This is a genomic window from Taklimakanibacter albus (assembly GCF_016595235.1).
Lineage (GTDB): Bacteria > Pseudomonadota > Alphaproteobacteria > Rhizobiales > Aestuariivirgaceae > Taklimakanibacter > Taklimakanibacter albus.
Genome location: NZ_JAENHL010000007.1, coordinates 2,295,709 through 2,317,515 on the forward strand (window position 1 = coordinate 2,295,709; position 21,807 = coordinate 2,317,515).

Genomic DNA, 21,807 nt, shown 5'->3' on the forward strand with positions numbered 1-21,807 from the left:
CGTCAGCGGGACTCGCAGTCCGTACCCTTGGCCATAAGCGCGAGTCCAGCGGCCCGGGCCGGTCCGTCCACCGGCCCGGGCCATCACAGAGGTAAGCAAGGTGCAGGCGCCGCTCGATGTCGGGCGGGCAGTCGTGGAGGAACAGATGAAAACCACATCAGTGGCAGCGCTTTTTATTGGCTTGGCGGCGGCGCCATGTGGCGCTTTGCCCCTTGTCCCGCCGACGGCACCGCAAGAGCGGGCTCTCTACCAACCGGTCGTGGATCTCCCCAGTCATGACCAGCTGCGCGGAGCGATCTTCGGTGGCAACGCCAATATCGGCTACAACAATACTGGACAGGGCAATATCGGCGCCAATAATGGCGGCACTGGCAATATCGGCGCCTTCAACGGCAACGGCAATGCCGATAGCACCAGTGGCAACAACAATGTCGGCGCCTTCAACGGCAACTTCAATTCCGGCCAGAACAACGGCAACAACAACATTGGTGGATTGAACGGCAATTTCAATTCGGGGAGCGGCAACGGCAACCAGAATCTCGGCGCCCTCAATGGCAATTTCAATTCCGGCAACGGCAACGGCAACCGCAATCGCGGCGTGTTCAATGGCAACTTCAACGGTGGTTCGGGCAACGGCAATCACAATGTTGGAAACTGGAACGGCAACTTCAACGGAAATCCGTGACGCAGCACTTCCTGCGGGTCTGACAGGCTCGCAGCCCTCCCCAGGCAGTTCTTCCCCGATCCCCTGCTGCCTGCACCTCGATGACCCCGGCCTTGTGCCGGGGTTTTTCTACCCCCGCTGCGGGGGCATGGCCTATGCCATGCCGTTCGAAGACAAGTCCCGTCAACCGTGACGGGACTTATTCCGCTTTTTCGCTATGAATGGAACTTGGGCAGGGAGGGAAGCGCGATGATCTGGGTGCGGTTGGCGACCCCGCACTTCTTCATGATATTGTGGAGATGCACCTTCACGGTACCCTCCGACAGGCCGAGCTCGCGGGCGATCTGCTTGTTGGGCTTTCCGCACCTAAGCAAGGTGATGATCTGCTCCTCGCGCGCCGTCAGCTGTCCCTGAGTCTTGCCGTTCATATGCAGCGGCCGCGACGTGGCGGCGAGACCTTCCGTCGGGATGAATGTTCCACCGGCCATCACCAGTCGGAAAGCCTCCACCGCCACATCGGCGCTCGAAGACGTCGTCACGATGCCCTGCGCGCCAAGCCGGAGCGCATCGGCGACGAAGCTCGGATCGCAGCTGTCGGTCAAAATGATGAGGCGGCAGGTAAAATCGCTTTCGCGCAGTATGGAGATCTCATCCAGCGCTTCCTGGCGCGATTTATTGGCCGCGCCCAGGATGATCAGATCCGGCCTGTGATCCGGCCCGTCCAGAAGAAGCTCACCGATCGTGACGCATCTCTTGACCGATACCCCACTGTATTTCAGCAGCAGCTGGGATATGCAATCGCGGAGCAGGCTTCTGGTTTCGACCACAGCCACCAGGCAAGCCGTATCACCCGGAACTTTGCTCCCGCGATCGGCGCCGTTCCCAGTGCCGTGCTCCGGTCCTGGGGAGTCGCCTATCGACGCTGAAATGCTGGATGCCGTCAGATGAAGAAAGTCTGCCTTCTGTTCGGTTTCGTCTTGCCCCACTCCTCGTAACGTGATCATGGGCGCCTCCCACAACGCATCAACTAACCAGTTCTTCGGTTACGCCTGCTGCCAGGCAAGCCGAAGCGAACACGCATACGCTACCTACACACGAAGAGGCGTTTCCTTGCAGTGGCCATGATGGCGAATGATCAGTCGAGCCGAATGAGCCCCGGCAAGAGCGTCAACGCGAAACGCGCCGAACAATCTTGACAGGAGAGTCCATTCGCAATCGGATTTGCCATATGGTTCACAAGGGTGCCTTTGCTTTTTGAGCTACATCGGTCTTCGACCGCCGCACTAGGCGGGGCATCCCCATCCGACCAACATATCACGCAACGGAAGAAACTGAAAGTCGTTAAAACGCGCGTAAAATTACTTTCTGTTAAAGTGCGATCGTAATTTGTCGTTCAATCATGATCTCACGTCCCACGCATGCCGCGCGTGTCAGAATGAGCGAAGACGAAGCTTGCGATCAACTCATGATGGTCTTAGCGCCTAATTTGAGATGGAACTTCAGTCGTCGGATCAATATGTCGATGACGGTCACCGGGACGGCGCCACCCGCAGCTTATATCGAAGGATATATCTGGTCTGGCCTAACGGCCTAAGCTACCTGGCCAAGTAGTAAACACATCGAGCCTCTGCGAAAAAGATATGACCGTCGCTGTTATCGCGACAGTGCGGGAATTGGATGGATGCCGGGAACGTGACACCGGCGATTGCATCGCCCGGAACAAGTCGCACCCCGCCGAGGAGTATGACCATGAAGATGACCTTAACTGCATCGGTCGTGATCGCGCTCATGACGAGCGGCGTCATGGCCGGCAACAACGGCAATGGCAACGGTAATTTCAACGTCGGCAATGGAAACGGCAATGGCAACGGCAACTTCAATGTCGGCAGCTTCAACGGCAATGGCAACGGCAATGGCAATATCGGAGATTTCAACGGGAACGGAAACGGCAATGGCGACGCCCTCCCGGATCCCGGCGGCGGGCCTGGTGGTGGTCCTGGCGGCAGCGGAGGCAACAGCCCGAGCAATGGGCAGGGCAACGGGCAGGGCAACTTCAATATCGGCTCGGGCAAAGGGAATGGTCCAGGCCTGTTGTATTTTTGCGGCAGCTCGCGGCGTGATGAGCTGATACCCTATTTGGATGAGTTCTGCGCGAGGTCCGGCAAATAGCGGCCCTCCCGCAGTCAGGAACGATGATCGGATGGATCATTTTGACGGGAGGGTGGATCCATCATGAAGACGCGCAGGCGATTCTCGGCCGACTTCAAGGCCCGCATCGCTTTGGAGGCGATCCGCCGGAGTGCGACTGTGGCCGAGCTGGCGATCCGCCATGGGTTGCATCCCAACTTGATCAGCCAGTGGCGGCGCTTGGCGATCAGCCGCCTGCCCTTGGTATTCGACGACCGGTCACCGCGTCCTTTGTCGCCGCGCCAGGCCTCGCATCTTCATGCCGGCGATTTCGGCGTGAAGAGTCCCGTGATGACCAAGCGGGACGAGCGTTAGCTGGGGGCCACCGCCGCTGGAGAGATCCGGCGATCGGCAGGGAGACATCAGGAACATTTGGCTAATATCGCCGCCTGCATCCCAAAATGAAGGGACGCATCAGGCCGCCGCCCCGTGAGCACACTCAATATTGAATAGACGCCGGACGCTGGAAGCTCTAGACGTCGATTTTAACAGGCGAGTTTCATCTCGCTCCATTGGCTTGAGTATCGGGGAACGGATCCCACCGATGGAAACAATAAGCGGCGCGGCCCACAAGTTCGCGCCTTCCAGCCGGTCAGGAGCCCCTCATGCAAGAACAACCCCGGAACACCGGAGTTGCGCCCAATGCCCGCGAGCTCATGAAGCACCTGGCTCCCTATCGCGAACCGAGAAACGCGCGCAGCCTCGTAGAACTGGCGATCACGGTCGTGCCGTTCCTGCTTCTCTGGCTGGCGATCTGGGCCGCCGTGGACGCCGGCTATTGGATCGGATTGCTCCTGGTGGTGCCGGCGGCGGGCTTTCTCGTCCGCCTGTTCCTGATCCAGCATGATTGCGGCCACGGCTCATTTTTCTCCTACCGGCTCGCCAATGACTGGGTCGGACGGATCCTTGGCGTGCTGACGCTGACGCCTTACGACTACTGGCGGCATTCCCATGCCCTGCATCACGCGGCCTCGGGCAATCTCGATCACCGTGGCATCGGCGACATCGACACGCTGACGGTGTCGGAGTTTCAGGCGCGGACGCCCTGGCGGCAGCGCCTCTATCGCCTGTACCGCCACCCGGCCGTGATGTTCGGCATTGGGCCGGCCTATCTGTTCCTTCTGCGCCACCGGCTGCCGATGGGCCTGATGCACAATGGCTGGCGGCCCTGGTTGAGCGCCATGGCGACGAACGCGGCGATCGCGCTGCTCGCCGGGCTGGCGATCTGGCTGGTCGGCCTTGTGCCGTTCCTGCTCGTTCATCTGCCGATTACGTTCCTGGCTGCGGCGATCGGCGTCTGGCTGTTTTATGTCCAGCACCAGTTCGAGGAGACCTTCTGGGAGCATGATGGCGACTGGAGCTTCCACGAGGCGGCGCTGCATGGCAGTTCACATTACGACCTGCCGCCCATCTTGCGCTGGTTCACCGCCAATATCGGCGTGCACCACGTGCATCATCTGTCGAGCCGCATTCCCTTTTACCGCCTGCCGGAAGTCTTGCGCGACCGCCCCGAGCTTCACCAGGTCGGCCGCCTGACTCTGCTCGAGAGCTTGCGGTCCGTGCGACTTGTACTGTGGGACGAGAAGAAGCGGCGCCTGGTCTCCTTCCACGAAGCGCTGCAGCCGGCCTGAGCCGCGCATCCACGCCTTTCAACCTGATCAGATACGCTTGCGGCGCGAGAGCCTGCGCGCATTGGCGCGCATGCGTCTTTCGCCGGGCCGCGTCGCCGCTTTGATCATCCTGGTCGTTGCTGCCGGCGCCGAAACCTTAGCCCCCGAGGCGAGTTTCATCCAGGTGGCGAGCGCCGAAAGCGCCGCCGCATTGAGGCCTTCCGCCATAGCCATCTGTTTCTCGGCGACCATCTTCACCGCTTCGGCGCGCCGCTCGGGGCTAGGCGAGAACGCCATCGCCCACAGCATCGGCAGCCTGAAGCTCAGGACCTGGACAGCGGCAAGCGCGTTCTCGATCTCTCGCATCGTCAGCGCATCGTCGGAATGGAGAATTGCGCGCCTTCCTTGATGCCGGATGGCCAGCGCGACGTCACCGTCTTAGTGCGCGTATAGAAGCGCACCGCATCGGGGCCGTGCTGGTTGAGATCGCCGAAGGCCGAGCGCTTCCAGCCGCCGAAGGTGTGATAGGCGAGCGGCACCGGGATCGGCACGTTTATACCGATCATGCCGACCTGAACGCGCGAGGCGAAATCGCGCGCCGCATCGCCGTCGCGCGTGAAGATGGCGACGCCATTGCCATATTCATGGTCATTGGCGAGGGTCAGGCCCTCTTCATAGGTCTTGGCACGCACCACCGACAGCACCGGTCCGAAGATCTCTTCCTTGTAGATGCGCATATCCTTGGTGACATTGTCGAACAGCGAGCCGCCGAGGAAGAAGCCGTTTTCGTAGCCCTGCATCTTGAAGCCACGGCCGTCGACCTTGAGCTTGGCGCCTTCCTTGACGCCGAGATCGATATAGGACTTCACCTTGTCGAGATGCGCCTTGGTCACGAGCGGACCGTAATCGGCCTCGCGGTCGGTCGAGAGGCCGACTTTGAGCTTCTCGACGCGCGGGATGAGCTTGGCGACCAGCGCGTCGGCGGTGGCTTCACCCACCGGCACGGCGACCGAGATCGCCATGCAGCGCTCGCCCGCCGAGCCATAGCCGGCGCCGATCAGCGCATCGACTGCTTTGTCCATATCGGCATCGGGCATCACGATCATGTGGTTCTTGGCGCCGCCGAAGCACTGCACGCGTTTGCCGTGCGAAGTGCCGCGTGAATAGACATATTCGGCGATCGGCGTCGAACCGACAAAGCCGACAGCGCCGACATCGGGATCATCGAGCACCGCATCGACGGCTTCCTTGTCGCCATTGACGACATTGAGAATGCCGGGCGGCAGACCCGCTTCGAGGAAGAGCTCGGCGAGGCGCATCGGGCAGGATGGATCGCGCTCAGACGGTTTCAAGATGAAAGCATTGCCGCAGGCGATGGCGGGCGCGGCCTTCCACAACGGGATCATCGCCGGGAAATTGAACGGCGTGATGCCGGCGGCGATGCCGATCGGCTGGCGCATCGAATACATGTCGATGCCGGGGCCGGCGCCGTCGGTGAAGTCGCCTTTGAGGAGATGCGGAATGCCGGTGCAGAATTCCGCGACTTCGAGGCCGCGCTGCAGATCGCCCAAGGCATCGGGAATGGTCTTGCCGTGCTCCATCGAGATCAAGAGCGCCAGCTCCTCGCGATGCGCATTGGCGAGCTCGAGGAATTTCATCATCACGCGGGCGCGCACTTGCGGGTTCTTCGCCGCCCATTCGGGCTGCGCCGCCTTGGCATTGGCGACCGCCGCGCGCACTTCCGCCTGGGACGCGAGCGCCACCTTGGCCTGAAGCTCACCGGTATTGGGGTTGAAGATGTCGCCGAAGCGGCCTGATTTGCCCTCGACGCGTTTGCCGCCGATGAAATGTCCGATGGTCTTGGTCATGAAATCCTCCGCATGGCGCTATCGGCGCCCTGATGGCTATAGACGCCTTGTCGGTCAGCAACATGCGCCAAAAAGCCGTTCGGATCAGCCCTGCGCTGCCGGAATTTCCATCATGCACTGCACAAAAAATCTCCTTGATTTTGATGCAATGCAGCATAACTTCTGTCACGTTAGGGATGGACAGTCCAGGTCGGAATCACAGTGTGAGACCGGACTTATCTATTATGAACAAGACTTTGCGTAAGTTATGGCTGGGCGATCTGGGGGCGTTGCGCGCCCATCTGAAGCGCCTTGACCCAGAGGCAAGGCGGTTGCGCTTCGGCGGCGTCACCACCGATGATTTCATCGACGCCTATGTCGATACCGCCTTTAGGCTGGACGCCACCATCTTCGGCGTCTTCATCGACGGCGAGATCCGCGCATCGGCCGAGTTGCGCGGCATATTCGGCGGGATGGCGCCCGATGCCGAGGCCGCTTTCGCCGTCGAGGGCGACTGGCAAGACCAGGGCCTCGGCAGCGAGCTGATGGACCGCATCCTCACCACCGCGCAGAATCGCGGCGTGACGCGCCTCCATATGATCTGCCTCACCGAGAACGCCCGCATGCGCCATATCGCCGGCAAGTTCGGCGCGCGCCTCTCTTTCGCCCAAGGTGAAGTGGCGGGCGAGGTCACGCCGGCCGGCCCCACGCCCATGTCGCTCCTCGACGAATTCGTGCATGACGCGCAAGGCTTCGTCACCGCGGTGTTCGACTGGCGGCGCTGATGGACCCGCATCATTATTGGCACGTCGTCCGCTCGGGCCTGCCCGAGCAGGAGCGCACACGTCCGCGCTGGATCGGCCGAAACCAGGCTCCGGACTTTATCTTGTCGGATCGGGAATACCGATACCCGGCACCCACACATAACCTTCATGGTCGAGGATGACGCATTCGCGAAGCCCATGCGGCTTGTCGATCGATCCCGCCAGCACGGTGAAGCCCTGCGCGCGCGCCCGGGCTTCCGCCTCGTCCGGTGAAAGACCATAGATCCTGAGCTCGACGCCGGCGCCGCGGCCTTCCAGGCCTTCGACGAGGCCCCGCACCACATTGCCGCGATAGGTATTGTCGTGATGCAGCATCCACACGCTGTCGCCGAAGCGGATGGCGGCAAAATCGGCATCGGCATGAAGAATGGTGGCGCCCAGCACCTCTCTGGCGAAACGCACGCCTTCGCCGACATCGCGCATCAGGAGATTGACGCCGAGGCCCGGCCGGAAAGACCGGCCCAGCTCGGGCGCCGGCATGAAGGCTTCAGTCTCGGCCATGGCTCACGCGCGTTTGAGGATGAGCTCCTGCCGGCGCTCCTCGTCCCACAATAAAGTGCAGGGTCCGATATCGTCGGGACTCTTGACCCCGGCGCGCCGCATGGCGAGCAGGAACAGCACCGCCGCATCGCTCACCACATCGGTGAGATCGGCCGAGCTGATATTGTCGTCGAGCACATTGGCGAGCCTGGAGCCCGCGAGCCGGCTCATGTCGGCAAGGGCCGTGGCCGGCAGATGCACCGCCGTTTCCCAGCTTTCGGCGAGATCACCCTTGGCGATCTCGGCGAGCAACCGGTCGTCGATCATCAAAGGCAGGTTGCCCCGCGCCCGGATGGCCTGCACCTCATGGTCGGGACTGTCCTTGGCCGGACAGGTCAAGGTGAAAGCCGGGGCGTCAGGCACTGCGGTCGTGGGCATGGCACGGCACTTTCCTGGATGTCGTATCCAGTCTGCGCCCCTGTCCTTGCCAAGCCGTTAACCATGCCCGGTTACGGCGCGATGATGCTGATACCCGTGCCGGCGAATCTGTCCATCGCCATCAGGGCCGCCGGCGCCTCGGCGAGGCTCAGTGTCTTGCCGAGCAGCTTCTGCGGCTTGAGCTTGCCCGCCAGGATCATCTCCATCATCGCCGGATAACGATGCGCCTGCATGCCGTGGCTGCCGCGGATCTCGATCTCATGGGCGATCACCTTGTCCATCGGGATCTGCGGCCGGGCATGCTCGGCAAGCATCAGGCCGACCTGCAGATGGCGGCCGCGCCGGCGCAGGCACGCGATCGAATTGAAACATGTGACCGGCGAACCCAGCGCGTCCATCGAGACATGGGCGCCGCCATGCGTCAGCTCGCGGATGGCCGACGGCACGTCCTTTATCGTCGCCGCATCGATCCCCGTCGTTGCCCCGCACTCCTTGGCCAAAGCCAGCTTCTCGGGCGAGAGGTCGACGGCGATGACATTGGCGCCCATGGCGCTGGCGATCATGATGGCGGAAAGCCCGACGCCACCCGCGCCATGCACCGCCACCCACTCGCCGGGCCCGACGCGGCCCTGGTCGACGATCGCGCGGAAGGAGGTGACGAACCGGCAGCCGAGGCTCGCGGCGGTGGCGAAATCGACCTCGTCCGGCAACCGGACCAGATTGATGTCGGCATAATCGATGGCGACATATTGGGCGAAGGAGCCCCAGGCGGTGAAGCCCGGCTGGAATTGCTTCTCGCAGACCTGCTGATTGCCGCTGGCGCATTCGGGACAGCTGCCGCAGCCGCCGACGAAAGGCACCGTGACGCGGTCGCCAGCGCGCCAGCACCGGACTTGCGCGCTGACCGCAACGATGACACCGGCCAACTCATGGCCCGGCACATGCGGCAGGACGATATCGGGATCATGGCCCATCCAGCCATGCCAGTCGCTGCGGCAGAGGCCGGTGGCCTCGACCTTGACCACCACGCTGTGGGGACCAGGGGTAGGATCGGGCAGGTCGGCGAGAACGGGCGGCTGCCCGAAGGCTTCGTAAAAGACGGCTTTCATGGAAGGTGTTTTAGCCCAGGATCCAAGCTACGGCGACACCAGATCGTCGAGCACCACGCCGCGATAGGGCTTCACCGCCTTCAGTACGATATAGGAGCTTAAGTTTCCCACTTTGGGACCAAGCCTCAGGAGCTCGTCCGACAGCATCTGATAGGAGCCGATATCGGGGCAGATGAAACGCACCAGATAATCGATGGTCCCCGAGACCTTGGTGCATTCGACGACATATCGCATGTCGGCGACCATCTTTTCGAAATCGTTGAAATCCTCGAGGCCGTGGCTGTTCAGGGTGACGGCGGCGACGACGTCGACATGCCGGCACACTTTGTTGATGTCGACCTGAGCCTGGTACATCGCGATGATGCCGGCCCGCTCCAGCCTTTTGACGCGCTGCAGGCAGGGACTGGGCGACAAGCCCACCGCATCGGCCAATTCCTGGTTGGTGATGCGGGCATCGGTCTGCAGCTTGGCCAGGATCTTGAGGTCGAGATGATCGAGCCTCACGGATGCGTCGCTGTCTTTCATAGTCTTCCTCCCGCCGAGTGCCATTTGACACCGAAGCGCGGATGCTGTCGAGTGGAACAGCAGAAACCGCTTTGCGGGGGACACATGCCGATAGCTTCGCTTGTGCGTGCCCTCAACTACGGCAGCACATTTTGGCCGTTTCACGGTAAAAGCGCCGTCAAGAAAAAGCGCGCTCAAGCGCCATCGAACGCCTAAGGCCGGCCGCATCCCACCTTGCGAGACCGGTTGCCGCTATAGGGGTGTTGGGAGGAAAATTATGTCAGAACAGCAAACGCTGAGTTTCCGCCTGCTGCGCAAGAAACCGGTCGAGAAGCTCATCAGCGAAACCCAAGGGGCCGATCCTGAGCACGGCCATCTCGGCCGCTCGATCACCCTCTTTCAGCTCATCATGTTCGGCGTCGGCGCCACCATCGGAACGGGTATCTTCTTCGTCCTCTCGGAGACCGTGCCGACCGCCGGACCGTCGGTCATCATTTCCTTCCTCATGGCGGGCGTCGTCGCCGGCCTCACCGCGCTCTGTTACGCCGAAATGGCCTCGATGATCCCGGTCTCGGGCTCATCCTATTCTTATGCCTATGCGACTTTGGGCGAAATCATCGCCTATTTCGTCGGCGCCTGTCTCGTTCTCGAATACGGCATCTCGGCTTCCGCCGTCGCCATCGGCTGGAGCGGCTATCTCAACAAGCTGTTCGAGATCGTCTTCGGCTCGGGCCTCCCCGCGGCGCTTTCCGCCGCCCCCCTCATTTCCGACAATCACCGGCTCGCCGTCGGCGGCGACGGCTATATCAACCTGCCGGCCGCCATCCTGGTCTTCCTCTGCTGCCTGATGCTCATCCGCGGTACCAAGGAATCGGCCAAGGCCAATGCCATCATGGTGATGATCAAGATCGGCGTCCTCATCCTCTTCATCGCCATCGCCGTCACCGGTTTCTCCGCCAGCAACTTCCAGCCTTTCGCGCCCGCGGGCTTCGCCGGCATCAGCGCCGCCGCCGGCACCATCTTCTTCACCTATGTCGGCCTCGATGCAGTCTCGACCGCCGGCGAAGAAGTGGAGAATCCGAAACGCAACCTGCCGCTCGCCATCATCGCGGCGCTCATCATCGTGACCTCGCTCTATGTATTGACCGCGGTGACGGCGCTCGGCGTCCAGCCGGCCGCCGCCTTCGAAGGCCAGGAAGCAGGCCTCGCCACCATCCTGCAGAACCTCACCGGCTCGAACTGGCCGGCGCTGATCCTCGCCATGGGCGCCGTCATCTCGGTGTTCAGCGTGACGCTGGTGGTGCTCTACGGCCAGACCCGCATCCTCTTCGCCATGTCGCGTGACGGGCTCATCCCCGAGCTGTTTCACCGCGTCAATCCGCGCACTTTGTCGCCGGTCGCCAACACCATCGCGGTGGCTTTGTTCGTCGGCGCCATCGCCGCCTTCATCCCCAATGACATCCTGTGGGACCTGACGAGCCTCGGCACGCTCACCGCCTTCATCGTCGTCTCGGCCGGCGTGATGATCCTGCGCCGCACCAAGCCCGATCTGCCACGCGGCTTCAAAGTGCCGCTCTATCCGGTGCTGCCCATCCTCAGCATCCTGTCCTCGCTCTATCTGATCTCCAACCTCAAGGTGCAGGTCTACGAGCTGTTCGGTATCTGGCTGTTCCTCGCGGCGGTCTTCTATTTCCTCTACAGCGTGAAGAAGTCCCGGCTCGAGCCCAAAGCTCGCATCACCAAGTCGTAAAGCGCGGAGGGTGCCATGAAATACCTGGTTGCCTATTCGGCCGATCGCGGCGGACAGGAAGCGCTCTCCCTCGGCATGATGCTGTCGAAGCGCGACAAGGCGAAGCTCGTCGTCTGCCTCATATTACCCAAGACCTGGGGCTATCCCTCGATGGCCAATGTCGATGCGGAATATGCCGCCTTCCTCGACAAGCACGCACAGAAGACGCTCGACAAGGCGAAAGCCTATGTCGGCGATCAGCTGCCGGTGCAGTTCATCACCCGCAACAACAACTCGGCCGAGGAAGGCCTCATCGCCACGGCCGAGGAACTTGGCGCCGACATCATCGTGCTCGGCTCCTCGCGCAGCGCCGCCTCGGGCAAATTCCTGGAAGGCAGCGTCACCCGCCACCTGCTGCATCTGTCGAAATTGCCGGTGGCGCTGGCGCCGCGCGGCTTCGAGGCGGGACCTAAGACGGTGCTCACCCGCTTGACCTGCGCCTTCGCGGCGACGCGCAAGTCACGCGCCACCGTCGAATATTGCCTGAAATTCGCCCGCAAATATCAGGTCCCGTTGCGCCTCTCCACTTTCGTGGTGCGCGACAAGCAGATGTATCCGACGGGCGCCGGCTACCAGGTCGAGAATCTCGTCGCCAATCAATGGAAGAGCCAGGCGACCACGGCGCAGAAGGCGCTGCTCGGCGACTTGCAGAGTGACGTGCCGGTCAAGACGCAGATCGGTGACGGCGCCAACTGGAAGGAGGCACTCTCCTCCATCGGCTGGAAACCCGGCGAGATGCTGGTGATCGGCTCGGGCCGCATCGGTCCACTGGCTCAGGTCTTTCTCGGCTCCAATGGCAGCCGCATCATCCGCAACGCACCGGTGCCGATGATCATCGTGCCGCGCACCGCCGAATTCCATGATGAGGAATGAGATGGTCTTCTGTCGCGAACCTCAGTAGTGCTGCGGCGGCTGACATCCAAGGAGAACTAGTGTGCCCACCTGTGGTGAATTCCTCGTCAAGATTCTCGAAGCCTATGGCGTCGACACGATTTTCGGCATCCCCGGCGTCCATACCGTCGAGCTCTATCGCGGCCTGCCGCAGACACGCATCCGCCATGTGACACCGCGCCATGAGCAGGGCGCCGGCTTCATGGCCGACGGCTATGCGCGCGCCTCGGGCAAGCCCGGCGTGTGTTTCATCATCACCGGCCCCGGCATGACCAATATCGCCACCGCCATGGGCCAGGCCTATGCCGACTCGATCCCCATGCTGGTGATCTCGAGCGTCAATGACCGCACCCATCTCGGCATGGCGCAAGGCCGCCTGCACGAGCTTCCCTCGCAGCGCAATCTCATCGCCGGCGTGTCGGCTTTCAGCCACACGGTGCTCGATCCCAAGCAGCTGCCGGAAGTGCTGGCCCGCGCTTTCGCGGTCTTCTCGGGTTCGCGCCCGCGGCCCGTCCATATCGAGCTGCCGCTCGACGTCATCACCGCACGCATGACCGGCAAGGCCAAGGCCTGGCCGCTGCCCTCACGCCCCGCCGCCGAGCCGCAGCTGATCGCTGCCGCGGCAAAGCTGCTGAAAAGCGCCAAGACGCCGCTGATCATTGCCGGCGGCGGCGCCGCGGATGCGGCGCCTGGCATCCAGAAGCTTGCCGAGACGCTCGACGCGCCGGTCTTCACCACCATCAACGGCAAAGGCATTCTGCCGCCCGGCCACAAATTGGCGCTCGCCGGTAATCTCGGCATGGATGCGGCACAGGCCGAGCTCGAAGCGAGCGATGTCGTCCTCGCCATCGGCACCGAATTCGGCGAGACCGAAATGTATCCGGCGGCGCGCCCCGTCGAGGTCGCGGGCAAGCTCATCCGCATCGACATCGATCCCTTGCAGCTCGTCAACCAGCTGCCTGCCGATATCGCCATCACCGCCGACAGCGCCCTCGCTGTCGCGGCGCTGAATGACGCGGTCGGCTCGACCGTCCAGTCGCGTAAAGGCGCCGAGCGTGCCGCCGCCACGCGCAAGAAGATCACCAGCAAATTGTGGCCCGCCTGCAAGACGCATGGTCGCCTTCTCGAGGTGATCAGCAAGGCGCTGCCGGATGTGGTCATCGCCGGCGACCAGACCGAGCCGGTCTATGCCTCGAACCAGACCTATGAAGCGCCGAAGCCGCGCTCCTATTTCAATTCGAGCACCGGTTACGGCACGCTGGGTTATGGGCTTCCCGCCGCGATCGGCGCCAAGCTCGGCCAGCCGGATCGTCCCTCCGTTTGCCTCATCGGCGATGGCGGCCTGCAATTCTCGCTGCCCGAGCTCGCTTCCGCCGTCGAGGCGCAAGTGCCGCTCGCGGTGGTGATCTGGAACAACACCGGCTATGGCGAGATCAAGGCCTATATGATGGAGCGCCAGATCCCCGAGATCGGCGTCGACATCTACACGCCGGATTTCGTCACCATCGCCTCAGGGCTGGGCTGCAAGGCCGTGCGTCCCGCCAATATCGCGGCGCTGCACAAGGAGCTCGTCCAGTCGGCGAAGCGCAAGGTCCCGACCGTCATTGAAATCCGCGCCGGCGACAGCCTCGCCCGCGAACTGGCCAAGTGATGCAGGACAAGCTTTATATTGACGGCGTGTGGCGTGCCCCCGTGAAAGGGGGCAAGCTGCCCGTCTTCAATCCCTATACCGAACAGGTCATCCATCATGTCGCGGCGGGTGGCCCTGAGGATGTGGATCTCGCGGTAAAAGCGGCGGCCAGGGCCTTTCCGGCCTGGCGCCGCACCTCCGGCGCCGTGCGCGGGCAGTTCCTGCGCGCCATCGCCGAGAAGGTGCGTCAGCGCAAAGACGAGCTCGCCCGGCTGTCCTCGCTCAACAATGGCAAGCCCTACGCCGAGGCGCTCATCGACATGCAGGATGTCGCGTCCTCCTTCGACTATTATGGCGGGCTCGCCGCCGATCTCGACCGCGAGCAGGATTCCCCCGTTTCGGTGCCGGACGGCGCCTTCCGCGCCAGCCTTCGGCGTGAGCCGATCGGCGTCGCCGGTCTGATCGTGCCGTGGAATTTCCCGATGGTGACGACCTCGTGGAAAGTGGCGCCGGCGCTTGCCGCCGGCTGCACCGTGGTGCTGAAGCCGTCCGAGGTGACGCCCATCGTCGAGCTCGAGCTCGGCGTGATCGCCGATGAGATCGGATTGCCCAAAGGCGTGCTCAATCTCGTCACTGGACTGGGCCCCGATGTCGGCGCCCCGCTCACCACCCATAAGGATGTCGCCAAGATCTCCTTCACCGGCAGCAACGGTGTGGGCTCGCGCGTGATGGCGGCGGCCGCGGCCGGTCCCAAGGCGGTGAGCCTAGAGCTCGGCGGAAAGTCGCCGATCGTCGTCTTCGCCGATGCCGATCTCGACATCGCCACCGAATGCGTGGTGAACGGCATCTTCTTCAATGCCGGCCAGATGTGCTCGGCGACCTCCAGGCTTCTGGTCGAGGAATCGATCGCGCCGAAGCTGATGGCGCGGGTCATTGCGGCAGCCAAGGCCTTGCAGCCGGGCGATCCGCTCGATCCCAAGACGACTCTGGGTCCCCTCACCACCAGAGCCCAATATGACAAGGTCCTGTCCTACATCGCCAAGGGCAAGGCCGAAAAACTCGATCTGATCCTGGGCGGCGACAGGCCGGAAGGGCTCGACACCGGCTGGTTCATCGCTCCGACGATATTCGGCGATGTCCCGGTTTCGAGCCCTCTCTGGCGTGAAGAGATTTTCGGGCCCGTTCTGTGCGTGAAGACCTTCACCAGCGAGGATCAGGCGGTGGCGCTCGCCAATGACAGTGATTTTGGCTTGGTGGCGACAGTGATCAGCAAGGATACGGTGAAAGCCGAGCGCGTCGCCGACGCGATCGACACCGGCCTCGTCTGGATCAACAGCCCGCAGGTCATTTTCGTCGAGACCTCCTGGGGCGGCTTCAAGGCGAGCGGCATCGGCCGCGAGCTCGGGCCCTGGGGCCTCGATGCCTATCTCGAAGTCAAGCACAAAGCGCGTCGGATAAGTTCGGCGGCCTAAAAGGGGAAAGCGATGCAGACGGTCAGGAACGTTTCGGATTTGCGCAATGTCATGCATCGCAACGAGCAGCCGATCTATTTCATCTCGGCCACCAACTTCAACCTGATCGGCATCGACCAGTGGGTGCGCAATCTCAAATTCATCTCCTATATCGACTGTTTCGACGGCCGCCACCCGAATGTCTTCGTGCCCTCCAAGGCACCGCATGATGAGTTCGAATCGATCGAAGACATCAACAATCACATGCTTCAGCACAAGGATGTGATCGATCATGTGAAGAAGCGCGGCGGCAAGCCGGCGGCGACCTTCCTGATGTTCAACGAGGAAACCGAAGGCCTCTGCGAAGAGCTCGGCATCGACGTCTGGTTTCCGCAAGCGAAGCTCCGCTCGCGCTGCGACAATAAGATGGAGACGGTCCGCATCGGCAACAAAGCGGGCGTCGCCTCGGTGCCGAACACGTTGGCCCGCGCGTCGAGCTATGACGAGCTGATCAAGGTCGCCGACAAGGCGAAGATCGGTCGCGACCTGGTGGTACAGAGCGCCTTCGGCGATTCCGGCCACACCACATTCTTCATCGCCAATGAGCAGGACTTCGCCCGCCATGCGAAGGACATCACCGGCGAGAAGGAAGTGAAGATCATGAAGCGGATCAAATGCCGGGGTGCCACGATGGAGGCCTGCGCGACGCGGTCCGGCACGCTGGTCGGCCCGCTTTTGACCGAAGTGGTCGGCCGCAAGGAACTGACGCCATACAAGGGCGGCTGGTGCGGCAATGAGATCTTCCCCGGCGCCTTCAGCGAAAAAGTGCGCAACAAGGCGCGTGACATGGCGTTCCGCTTCGGCAACCGGCTGATCAAGGAAGGTTATCGCGGCTATTTCGATCTCGATTTCCTGATTGATGAGACTGACGGCGAGGTCTATCTGGGCGAGCTCAATCCGCGCATCTGCGGCGCCTCCTCGATGACCAATCACGCGGCCTTCGCTTATGCCGATGCACCACTCTTCCTGTTCCACCTACTCGAATTCTCCGGTCTCAAATACAAGATCGACGTCGAGGAGCTGAATGAGCGCTGGGCCAAGAAGGAGTTCATCGATTCCTGGTCGCAGCTCGTCATCAAATCGACCGATGATATCGTCGACATCGTGACCCACGCGCCGCCGACCGGCGTCTACCGCATGGCGAGCGACGGCTCGGTCTCCTATGACCGTTTCGACTATAACCGCCAGGCGATCGAATCCGAGCGCGAGGCTTTCTTCCTGCGCATCACCGGCCCCGGCGACTATCGCTATGAAGGCGCCGATCTCGGCATCTTGATCACCCGCGGCCGGGTGATGAGCGACGATTTCGACTTGAACGACCGGGCGCGCGATTGGATCAAGGGGATCAAGAAGCTCTATGCGGCGAAACCGCTGAGCGAAGTGCAAAGGGAGGAAGCCCCGGCGCCCGGGTCGTTCAAGATATTGTGAATTTCCCTCGTGCTGAGGTGCGAGCGCAGCGAGCCTCGAAGCATCCCTCAGGATAGGGCGAATTTGTGGATACAGACCCTTCGAGGCCCGCCTTCTGCGGGCACCTCAGGGTGAGGATAGGTGGGATGAACCTCGTCTTCGAAGCGATCGCGGAAGACCAGCCGGGGCCGAAATGGCGGGCGATCTATGACCGTCATTGGCACGCCTATAGCCGCTGGTTCATGCGCGACGGCATGAAGGCGCGCCCGACCTATCTGGCGAGCCTGCGCGCTTTGCGCCAGCATATGCCGGAATTGCTGCCCGCTTATGAGCGGATCGCCGAGACGGCGGGCGGCGGTGATCTCGAAGCGCGCTTCCTCTCGATGTGGTGCCCGCCCATGTATGTCGGCGGCTGCTCGCAGGCAATCAGCGTCGGCAGCGCGCCCGCCCTCTTGCGCAATTACGACTACAGCCCCGAGCTTCTGGAAGGTACCTGGCTCGCCTCCAGGCTCCATGGCCGCCGCGTCCTCGCGGTGGTCGACTGCCTGTGGGGCGTGCTCGACGGGATCAATGAGGATGGCCTTGCCGTATCGCTCGCTTTCGGCGGGCGCACCGCGGTCGGCGACGGCTTCGGCATCCCGATCGTCATGCGCTATGTGCTCGAATTCGCATCGACCGTCGCCGAGGCGGTGAAGATCCTCGACCGCGTGCCGGTGCATATGTCCTATTCGGTGGCACTGCTCGACCGGAAGGGACGCCATGCCACCGTCTTCGTGGCGCCGGATCGCCCGACCGAGGTCCTCGGCCGGCGCGTCAGCACCAATCACCAGCATGAGATCGAATGGCCGCGCCATGCCGCGGCCACCCGCTCGCTGGAGCGTGCCGAAAGTCTCGATGCGGCGATGGTGGATGCACCGGAGGCGGAAGAGCTGCTCAAGGCCTTTTTGCGCCCGCCGGTTTTCCAGACGTCTTATGGGCGCGGCTATGGTACCCTCTATACGGCGCTCTACCGGCCCGAAGATTCATCCGCCGAGCTGATCTGGCCGGTGGCGCGCTGGCGCCAGTCTTGCGCCCGGTTCGAGGAAGGTTCGCGCAGCATCCGCTTTGCCGAAGGCACGACGCCGCCACGCTTGCGGCCGCCCAAAGGCACGGCCATCAGGGGAGGCATCCTATGAAAGTGCTGGTGCTCGGCGGCGGTGTGGTCGGCGTGGCCGCCGCTTATTATCTGGGCCGCGACGGCTACGAGGTCGAGCTCATCGAGCGCAACGCCGAATTGGCGCGCGAAACGAGCTATGGCAATGCCGGCCTCGTCTCGCCCGGCGATTCTTATGCCTGGGCTTCGCCCGCGGCGCTGGCCGTCTTCATCAAGTCGCTCTACCGGCCTGATCTCGGCATCAAGGTGCGTTTCAATCTCGATCCGCATTTCATCGCCTGGGGCTGGAAGTTCCTGTTCGAATGCACCCATGCACGCGCGCATATCAACACTTTGCGCAAGCTGCGGCTCGCCTTCTATTCCAAGGCCTGCATCAATGAGATCGCCGCCGCGACCAAGGTCGACTATGACGCGGACGGCAAAGGCATCCTCTATTTCTTCCGCTCGCAGGAAACCCTCGATGCCGGCGCCAAACATATGCGGATCCTCTCGGATAACGGCCTGACGCTCGACGTGATCGGGCGCGAGCGCCTGGTCGAGCTGGAGCCCGGCCTCAAGGCAGCAGCCCCCGGCATCGCCGGCGCCGTTTATTCGCCGATCGACCAGACTGGTGATTCCTGCAAATTCTCGCGCAACCTCGCCAGCTGGTGCGCGCAGAATCTCAACGTCCGCCTGCGCCTCGGCACGACCGTGACCGGCATCGAGACACAAGGTGATCGCGTCACCACTATCCTCACCGACAAGGGCCGGCTCGATTGCGATGCGGTCGTCATAGCGCTGGGTCCCGAGACGCCGCTCCTCACCCGCAAGATCGGCCTCAATGTCCCGATCTATCCGGTGAAAGGTTATTCCGCCACCTTGCCGCTCGACGATCCCGCAAAGGGCCCGACCATGGGCGGTGTCGATGAGGACCGGCTCATCGCCTATTCGAGGCTGGGCGATCGCCTGCGCGTGGCGAGCACGGCGGAATTCGCCGGTTACGACAGAAGCCACAGGCCTTCGGATTTCACGCGGCTTCTCGCCACCGCGGAAGATCTCTTTCCCGGTGCCTTCGACCGCGCGAAAGCCGAATACTGGGCAGGGCTCAGACCGATGACGCCGGCCTCGGTGCCGATATTGGGCCGGGCGCGCTATGCCAATCTCTTTCTCGATTGCGGCCATGGCCATGTCGGCTGGACGATGGCCTGCGGATCGGGGAAATTCGTCGCCGATCTCGTTTCCGGCCGTAAGCCCGAGATCGACACCGACGGCCTTCTTTATGTGAATTGAATGTCGACACTCGCAAGAACCATCTCTCTCAGCACCCTCATGCTGAGGTGCCCGGCGCAAGCCGGGCCTCGAAGCATCCTTCAGGATAGAGTGAGAGTGCTGCAGCAGACCCTTCGAGGCTCGCTGCGCTCGCACCTCAGGGTGAGGGTGAGAGGGTTGCCTCAACTCATCATGGCATAGATCACAATGCCCGGCCCGCAAGTCACCATCGACCTCGAACGGATCGAGCGCAATGCCAGAACGGTCGTGTCCTGGTGCGCCGAGGCCGGTATTTCCACCTTCGGCGTCACCAAGGGCGCCTGCGGCATGCCGCAAGTGGCGCGCGCCATGCTGCGCGGTGGCGTTCAGGGCCTCGCCGAATCGCGTTTCGAGAATATCAAACGTTTGCGCGACGCCGGCATCGACGCGCCGATCATGCTGCTGCGCTCGCCGCCTCTGTCGCTCATCGACGAGGTCGTCCGCTCCGTCGATGTCAGCCTCAATTCCGAGCTGACCGTCATCCGTGAGCTGTCGCGCGTCGCCGAGCGCATGGGCCGCATCCACGACATCATCCTGATGATCGATCTGGGCGATCTGCGCGAAGGCATCTGGCCCGACGATCTCATCCCGACGGTAGAGCAGATCCTCGCGCTGCCGGGGATCCGCATCGCCGGACTCGGCACCAATCTCACCTGCTTCGGCGCCATCATCCCGACCGAAGTCAATCTCGGCCAGCTGACCGACCTCTCCGACACGGTAAGGAAGACCTTCGGCCTCGATCTCACTTACATATCGGGCGGCAATTCGAGCTCGCTGCCGCTGCTGCTGTCGGGCGGCATGCCCAAGGGCATCAACAATCTGCGCGTCGGCGAGGCGATATTGCAGGGTGGGCGCGACACGTTCCTCGATACACCGCGGCCTGAACTCGACCGTGACGTCTTTCTGCTGTCCGGCGAACTGCTGGAAGTGAAGATGAAGCCCTCGATGCCGATCGGCAAATCGGGCGTCGACGCCTTCGGCGGCCGCCCGGTCTTCCAGGACATCGGCGAGCGGTTGCGCGGCATCGTCAATATCGGGCGCGAGGATGCGCATATCGAAGGTCTCTTGCCGGTGGCGCCCGGCATCATCGTGCTCGGCGCTTCGAGCGACCACCTGATCCTCGACGTCACCGAGGCGGCAAATCCGCCCCGGGTCGGCGATAAAGTGAATTTCCGCATGAGCTATGGCGCCCTGCTCGCCGCCATGACCTCCGAATATGTGGAGAAGATTCCGATGTATGACCGCCATGCCGCCACCCCCGCCTCACGCGTGAGCATTTTCGCCGATGAGGCCGTGGCGCCGGTGCTCCACAAGCAGACGCTCGACGGCCGGCTCGCCAATATCGGCTATGACGTCGACTTCACCACCGCGACTTCCGCCGACGCCATCGCGCGGGCGCTGGACCGGCGCGCCACACCTCTGGTCTTCGGTGCCGACCACCGCACCAGCTTCGCGGCGATGAAGGCGCTGAGCGGAAGCTTTGACGCCTTCGGCCTCATCTGGCTCGATTCAGTGGCGAGCATGTTGCCCGAGCAGCCGGGACAGGCGGTAGCGGGGGAATCGGCACTCTACCGGGCGCTGGGCTTAGGCACAGGGGCCGAACCGCTGGCGCCGAAATTGTCGCCTGAGAATGTCGTGCTCATAGGCTTGCGCGAAACCGCGCCGGAGGAAGTGGAGATCCTGAAATCCGCCCGGCTCAAGATCTTCACCATCGCCGATATCGACGCCCTCGGTATGCGCGAGGTGATCCGCCAGGCGGTGCAGATCGCTTCCGCCGGCATGCAGGGCTTCCATGTGAGCTACAACCCCGCCGTCACCGACATTCCGGGCCATCTGCCGGGGTCGGGCGGCATCACTGTGCGTGAAACACATCAGGTGATGGAAGCGATCCATCAGAGCAAGGCGATGCGGGGCATGGACATCACTGGCCTCGATGGCGAGACGGAACCGCGCCTCGCTTCGGTGATCGTGCATTTCGCACTTTCCGCATTTGGCAAAAGAATCCTGTAAGTGTCATTGACGCAACTACAACTTGACGTAGCCGCGTGTTTGATGCAAGCTACAGGCGAGAGGGCCTACTTTGCGCGATTTTCGCGGGAGGCTATGTCATGCAAGTGATCAAGGTTGCGGTGCGGTGCGCTCTGGTTGCGGCGGTCGCGGTAACTGGCGGCTTGTGGCTCAAGAGTCTCGTCATCGGACCGACGACAGCCGCGACCAGATATGAATGCCTTCCTCCCTTCAAATGCGACAAGCAGAGCGACGAACAAAGATCGCGAAGCTCCAGCAGCATTGGCAACACGGCGAGCAGTAGCAGTAGCAGTGGCAGCACGAGCGATACGAGCAGCACCAGCGACACCAGCAGCACGGCGGACACCAGCAGCACGAGCGATACGAGCAACACCGTCGCCGACAGCAGCTCTACGAACGACAGCGACAGCGGGGTCGATTGGGACGTTCAGATAGACTGATCATCGGA

General features: G+C 62.6%; 21 protein-coding genes. 14 read left to right on the top strand and 7 right to left on the bottom strand.

The genetic code is table 11. The features are described 5' to 3' along the window. Positions 1-100 precede the first annotated feature (100 nt). Complete coding sequence (locus JHL16_RS22375) at positions 101-685, top strand: hypothetical protein (RefSeq protein ID WP_200187020.1); 585 nt, start codon at positions 101-103, stop codon at positions 683-685. Between the two features lie 194 nt (positions 686-879). Here JHL16_RS22375 and JHL16_RS35440 read toward each other — a convergent pair whose 3' ends face one another. Next, the gene (locus tag JHL16_RS35440; RefSeq protein ID WP_200187021.1) at positions 880-1,497 is read right to left on the bottom strand and encodes a LuxR C-terminal-related transcriptional regulator; all 618 of its coding nucleotides are present in this window, start codon (positions 1,495-1,497) and stop codon (positions 880-882) included. Between the two features lie 916 nt (positions 1,498-2,413). On the opposite strand from JHL16_RS35440, the gene JHL16_RS22385 reads away from it, so the two are divergent. From JHL16_RS22385 to JHL16_RS22395, 3 genes are all read left to right on the top strand, one after another. Next, positions 2,414-2,833: a hypothetical protein gene (locus JHL16_RS22385; protein WP_200187022.1), complete on the top strand. Its 420-nt coding sequence runs from the start codon at positions 2,414-2,416 to the stop codon at positions 2,831-2,833. Between the two features lie 63 nt (positions 2,834-2,896). Further along, on the top strand, positions 2,897-3,166 hold the full coding sequence (locus JHL16_RS22390; RefSeq protein ID WP_200187023.1) for a transposase: 270 nt from the start codon (positions 2,897-2,899) through the stop codon (positions 3,164-3,166). A gap of 290 nt (positions 3,167-3,456) precedes the next feature. Next, a complete protein-coding gene (locus JHL16_RS22395; RefSeq protein ID WP_200187024.1) occupies positions 3,457-4,482 on the top strand; it encodes a fatty acid desaturase in 1,026 nt (341 codons plus the stop codon). 27 nt (positions 4,483-4,509) lie between these two features. On the opposite strand, the gene JHL16_RS22400 is transcribed toward JHL16_RS22395, so the two are convergent. Further along, positions 4,510-4,827, bottom strand: coding sequence for a hypothetical protein (locus JHL16_RS22400; RefSeq protein ID WP_200187025.1), 318 nt, complete (start codon positions 4,825-4,827; stop codon positions 4,510-4,512). A 2-nt stretch (positions 4,828-4,829) separates the two neighbouring features. Next, a complete protein-coding gene (locus tag JHL16_RS22405) occupies positions 4,830-6,329 on the bottom strand; it encodes a CoA-acylating methylmalonate-semialdehyde dehydrogenase (protein ID WP_200187026.1) in 1,500 nt (499 codons plus the stop codon). Positions 6,330-6,553: 224 nt separating this feature from the next. Between JHL16_RS22405 and JHL16_RS22410 the strand changes: the two genes are divergently transcribed. Next, positions 6,554-7,093 carry a GNAT family N-acetyltransferase gene (locus JHL16_RS22410; protein ID WP_200187027.1) on the top strand — a complete coding sequence of 180 codons (540 nt, stop codon included), beginning with the start codon at positions 6,554-6,556 and terminating at the stop codon, positions 7,091-7,093. A 96-nt stretch (positions 7,094-7,189) separates the two neighbouring features. Here the strand turns inward: JHL16_RS22410 and JHL16_RS22415 are convergent, their stop codons facing one another. The 4 genes from JHL16_RS22415 to JHL16_RS22430 all read right to left on the bottom strand — a co-directional run bounded on the left by JHL16_RS22415 (position 7,190) and on the right by JHL16_RS22430 (position 9,684). Next, positions 7,190-7,633: a VOC family protein gene (locus JHL16_RS22415; protein ID WP_246771005.1), complete on the bottom strand. Its 444-nt coding sequence runs from the start codon at positions 7,631-7,633 to the stop codon at positions 7,190-7,192. Between the two features lie 3 nt (positions 7,634-7,636). Continuing rightward, a complete protein-coding gene (locus JHL16_RS22420; protein WP_200187028.1) occupies positions 7,637-8,050 on the bottom strand; it encodes a hypothetical protein in 414 nt (137 codons plus the stop codon). A gap of 71 nt (positions 8,051-8,121) precedes the next feature. Continuing rightward, positions 8,122-9,159 carry a zinc-dependent alcohol dehydrogenase family protein gene (locus JHL16_RS22425; RefSeq protein WP_200187029.1) on the bottom strand — a complete coding sequence of 346 codons (1,038 nt, stop codon included), beginning with the start codon at positions 9,157-9,159 and terminating at the stop codon, positions 8,122-8,124. Positions 9,160-9,186: 27 nt separating this feature from the next. Then, positions 9,187-9,684 (bottom strand): Lrp/AsnC family transcriptional regulator, encoded by a 498-nt coding sequence (locus tag JHL16_RS22430; RefSeq protein WP_200187030.1) that lies wholly within the window; start codon positions 9,682-9,684, stop codon positions 9,187-9,189. Between the two features lie 256 nt (positions 9,685-9,940). On the opposite strand from JHL16_RS22430, the gene JHL16_RS22435 reads away from it, so the two are divergent. From JHL16_RS22435 to JHL16_RS22475, 9 genes are all read left to right on the top strand, one after another. Continuing rightward, positions 9,941-11,413, top strand: a complete 1,473-nt coding sequence (locus JHL16_RS22435) for an amino acid permease (protein WP_200187031.1) — start codon at positions 9,941-9,943, stop codon at positions 11,411-11,413. Positions 11,414-11,428: 15 nt separating this feature from the next. Further along, positions 11,429-12,325, top strand: coding sequence for a universal stress protein (locus JHL16_RS22440; RefSeq protein WP_200187032.1), 897 nt, complete (start codon positions 11,429-11,431; stop codon positions 12,323-12,325). Positions 12,326-12,386: 61 nt separating this feature from the next. Further along, on the top strand, positions 12,387-13,994 hold the full coding sequence (locus tag JHL16_RS22445; RefSeq protein ID WP_200187033.1) for a 5-guanidino-2-oxopentanoate decarboxylase: 1,608 nt from the start codon (positions 12,387-12,389) through the stop codon (positions 13,992-13,994). After that, positions 13,994-15,445: an aldehyde dehydrogenase family protein gene (locus JHL16_RS22450; RefSeq protein WP_200187034.1), complete on the top strand. Its 1,452-nt coding sequence runs from the start codon at positions 13,994-13,996 to the stop codon at positions 15,443-15,445. Before JHL16_RS22445 ends, JHL16_RS22450 begins: the two co-directional genes overlap by 1 nt. A gap of 12 nt (positions 15,446-15,457) precedes the next feature. Beyond that, positions 15,458-16,912, top strand: a complete 1,455-nt coding sequence (locus tag JHL16_RS22455; protein ID WP_200187035.1) for a biotin carboxylase — start codon at positions 15,458-15,460, stop codon at positions 16,910-16,912. 125 nt (positions 16,913-17,037) lie between these two features. Next, a complete protein-coding gene (locus JHL16_RS22460; protein WP_200187036.1) occupies positions 17,038-18,066 on the top strand; it encodes a C45 family autoproteolytic acyltransferase/hydrolase in 1,029 nt (342 codons plus the stop codon). Then, the gene (locus JHL16_RS22465) at positions 18,063-19,313 is read left to right on the top strand and encodes a D-amino acid dehydrogenase (RefSeq protein WP_200187037.1); all 1,251 of its coding nucleotides are present in this window, start codon (positions 18,063-18,065) and stop codon (positions 19,311-19,313) included. Before JHL16_RS22460 ends, JHL16_RS22465 begins: the two co-directional genes overlap by 4 nt. A gap of 186 nt (positions 19,314-19,499) precedes the next feature. Next, positions 19,500-21,341: an alanine racemase gene (locus JHL16_RS22470; protein WP_200187038.1), complete on the top strand. Its 1,842-nt coding sequence runs from the start codon at positions 19,500-19,502 to the stop codon at positions 21,339-21,341. A 98-nt stretch (positions 21,342-21,439) separates the two neighbouring features. After that, a complete protein-coding gene (locus tag JHL16_RS22475) occupies positions 21,440-21,799 on the top strand; it encodes a hypothetical protein (RefSeq protein ID WP_200187039.1) in 360 nt (119 codons plus the stop codon). The last annotated feature ends 8 nt before the right edge of the window (positions 21,800-21,807 follow it).

Coding starts and splice junctions, on each gene's coding strand:
- JHL16_RS22455 (WP_200187035.1), top strand. CDS start 15,458: ATGCAGACGGTCAGGAACGTTTCGGATTTGCGCAATGTCATGCATCGC.
- JHL16_RS22395 (WP_200187024.1), top strand. CDS start 3,457: ATGCAAGAACAACCCCGGAACACCGGAGTTGCGCCCAATGCCCGCGAG.
- JHL16_RS22385 (WP_200187022.1), top strand. CDS start 2,414: ATGAAGATGACCTTAACTGCATCGGTCGTGATCGCGCTCATGACGAGC.
- JHL16_RS22450 (WP_200187034.1), top strand. CDS start 13,994: ATGCAGGACAAGCTTTATATTGACGGCGTGTGGCGTGCCCCCGTGAAA.
- JHL16_RS22390 (WP_200187023.1), top strand. CDS start 2,897: ATGAAGACGCGCAGGCGATTCTCGGCCGACTTCAAGGCCCGCATCGCT.
- JHL16_RS22460 (WP_200187036.1), top strand. CDS start 17,038: ATGAACCTCGTCTTCGAAGCGATCGCGGAAGACCAGCCGGGGCCGAAA.
- JHL16_RS22470 (WP_200187038.1), top strand. CDS start 19,500: ATGCCCGGCCCGCAAGTCACCATCGACCTCGAACGGATCGAGCGCAAT.
- JHL16_RS22465 (WP_200187037.1), top strand. CDS start 18,063: ATGAAAGTGCTGGTGCTCGGCGGCGGTGTGGTCGGCGTGGCCGCCGCT.
- JHL16_RS22440 (WP_200187032.1), top strand. CDS start 11,429: ATGAAATACCTGGTTGCCTATTCGGCCGATCGCGGCGGACAGGAAGCG.
- JHL16_RS22420 (WP_200187028.1), bottom strand. CDS start 8,050: ATGCCCACGACCGCAGTGCCTGACGCCCCGGCTTTCACCTTGACCTGT.
- JHL16_RS22405 (WP_200187026.1), bottom strand. CDS start 6,329: ATGACCAAGACCATCGGACATTTCATCGGCGGCAAACGCGTCGAGGGC.
- JHL16_RS22415 (WP_246771005.1), bottom strand. CDS start 7,633: ATGGCCGAGACTGAAGCCTTCATGCCGGCGCCCGAGCTGGGCCGGTCT.
- JHL16_RS22430 (WP_200187030.1), bottom strand. CDS start 9,684: ATGAAAGACAGCGACGCATCCGTGAGGCTCGATCATCTCGACCTCAAG.
- JHL16_RS22435 (WP_200187031.1), top strand. CDS start 9,941: ATGTCAGAACAGCAAACGCTGAGTTTCCGCCTGCTGCGCAAGAAACCG.
- JHL16_RS22475 (WP_200187039.1), top strand. CDS start 21,440: ATGCAAGTGATCAAGGTTGCGGTGCGGTGCGCTCTGGTTGCGGCGGTC.
- JHL16_RS22425 (WP_200187029.1), bottom strand. CDS start 9,159: ATGAAAGCCGTCTTTTACGAAGCCTTCGGGCAGCCGCCCGTTCTCGCC.
- JHL16_RS22400 (WP_200187025.1), bottom strand. CDS start 4,827: ATGCGAGAGATCGAGAACGCGCTTGCCGCTGTCCAGGTCCTGAGCTTC.
- JHL16_RS22410 (WP_200187027.1), top strand. CDS start 6,554: ATGAACAAGACTTTGCGTAAGTTATGGCTGGGCGATCTGGGGGCGTTG.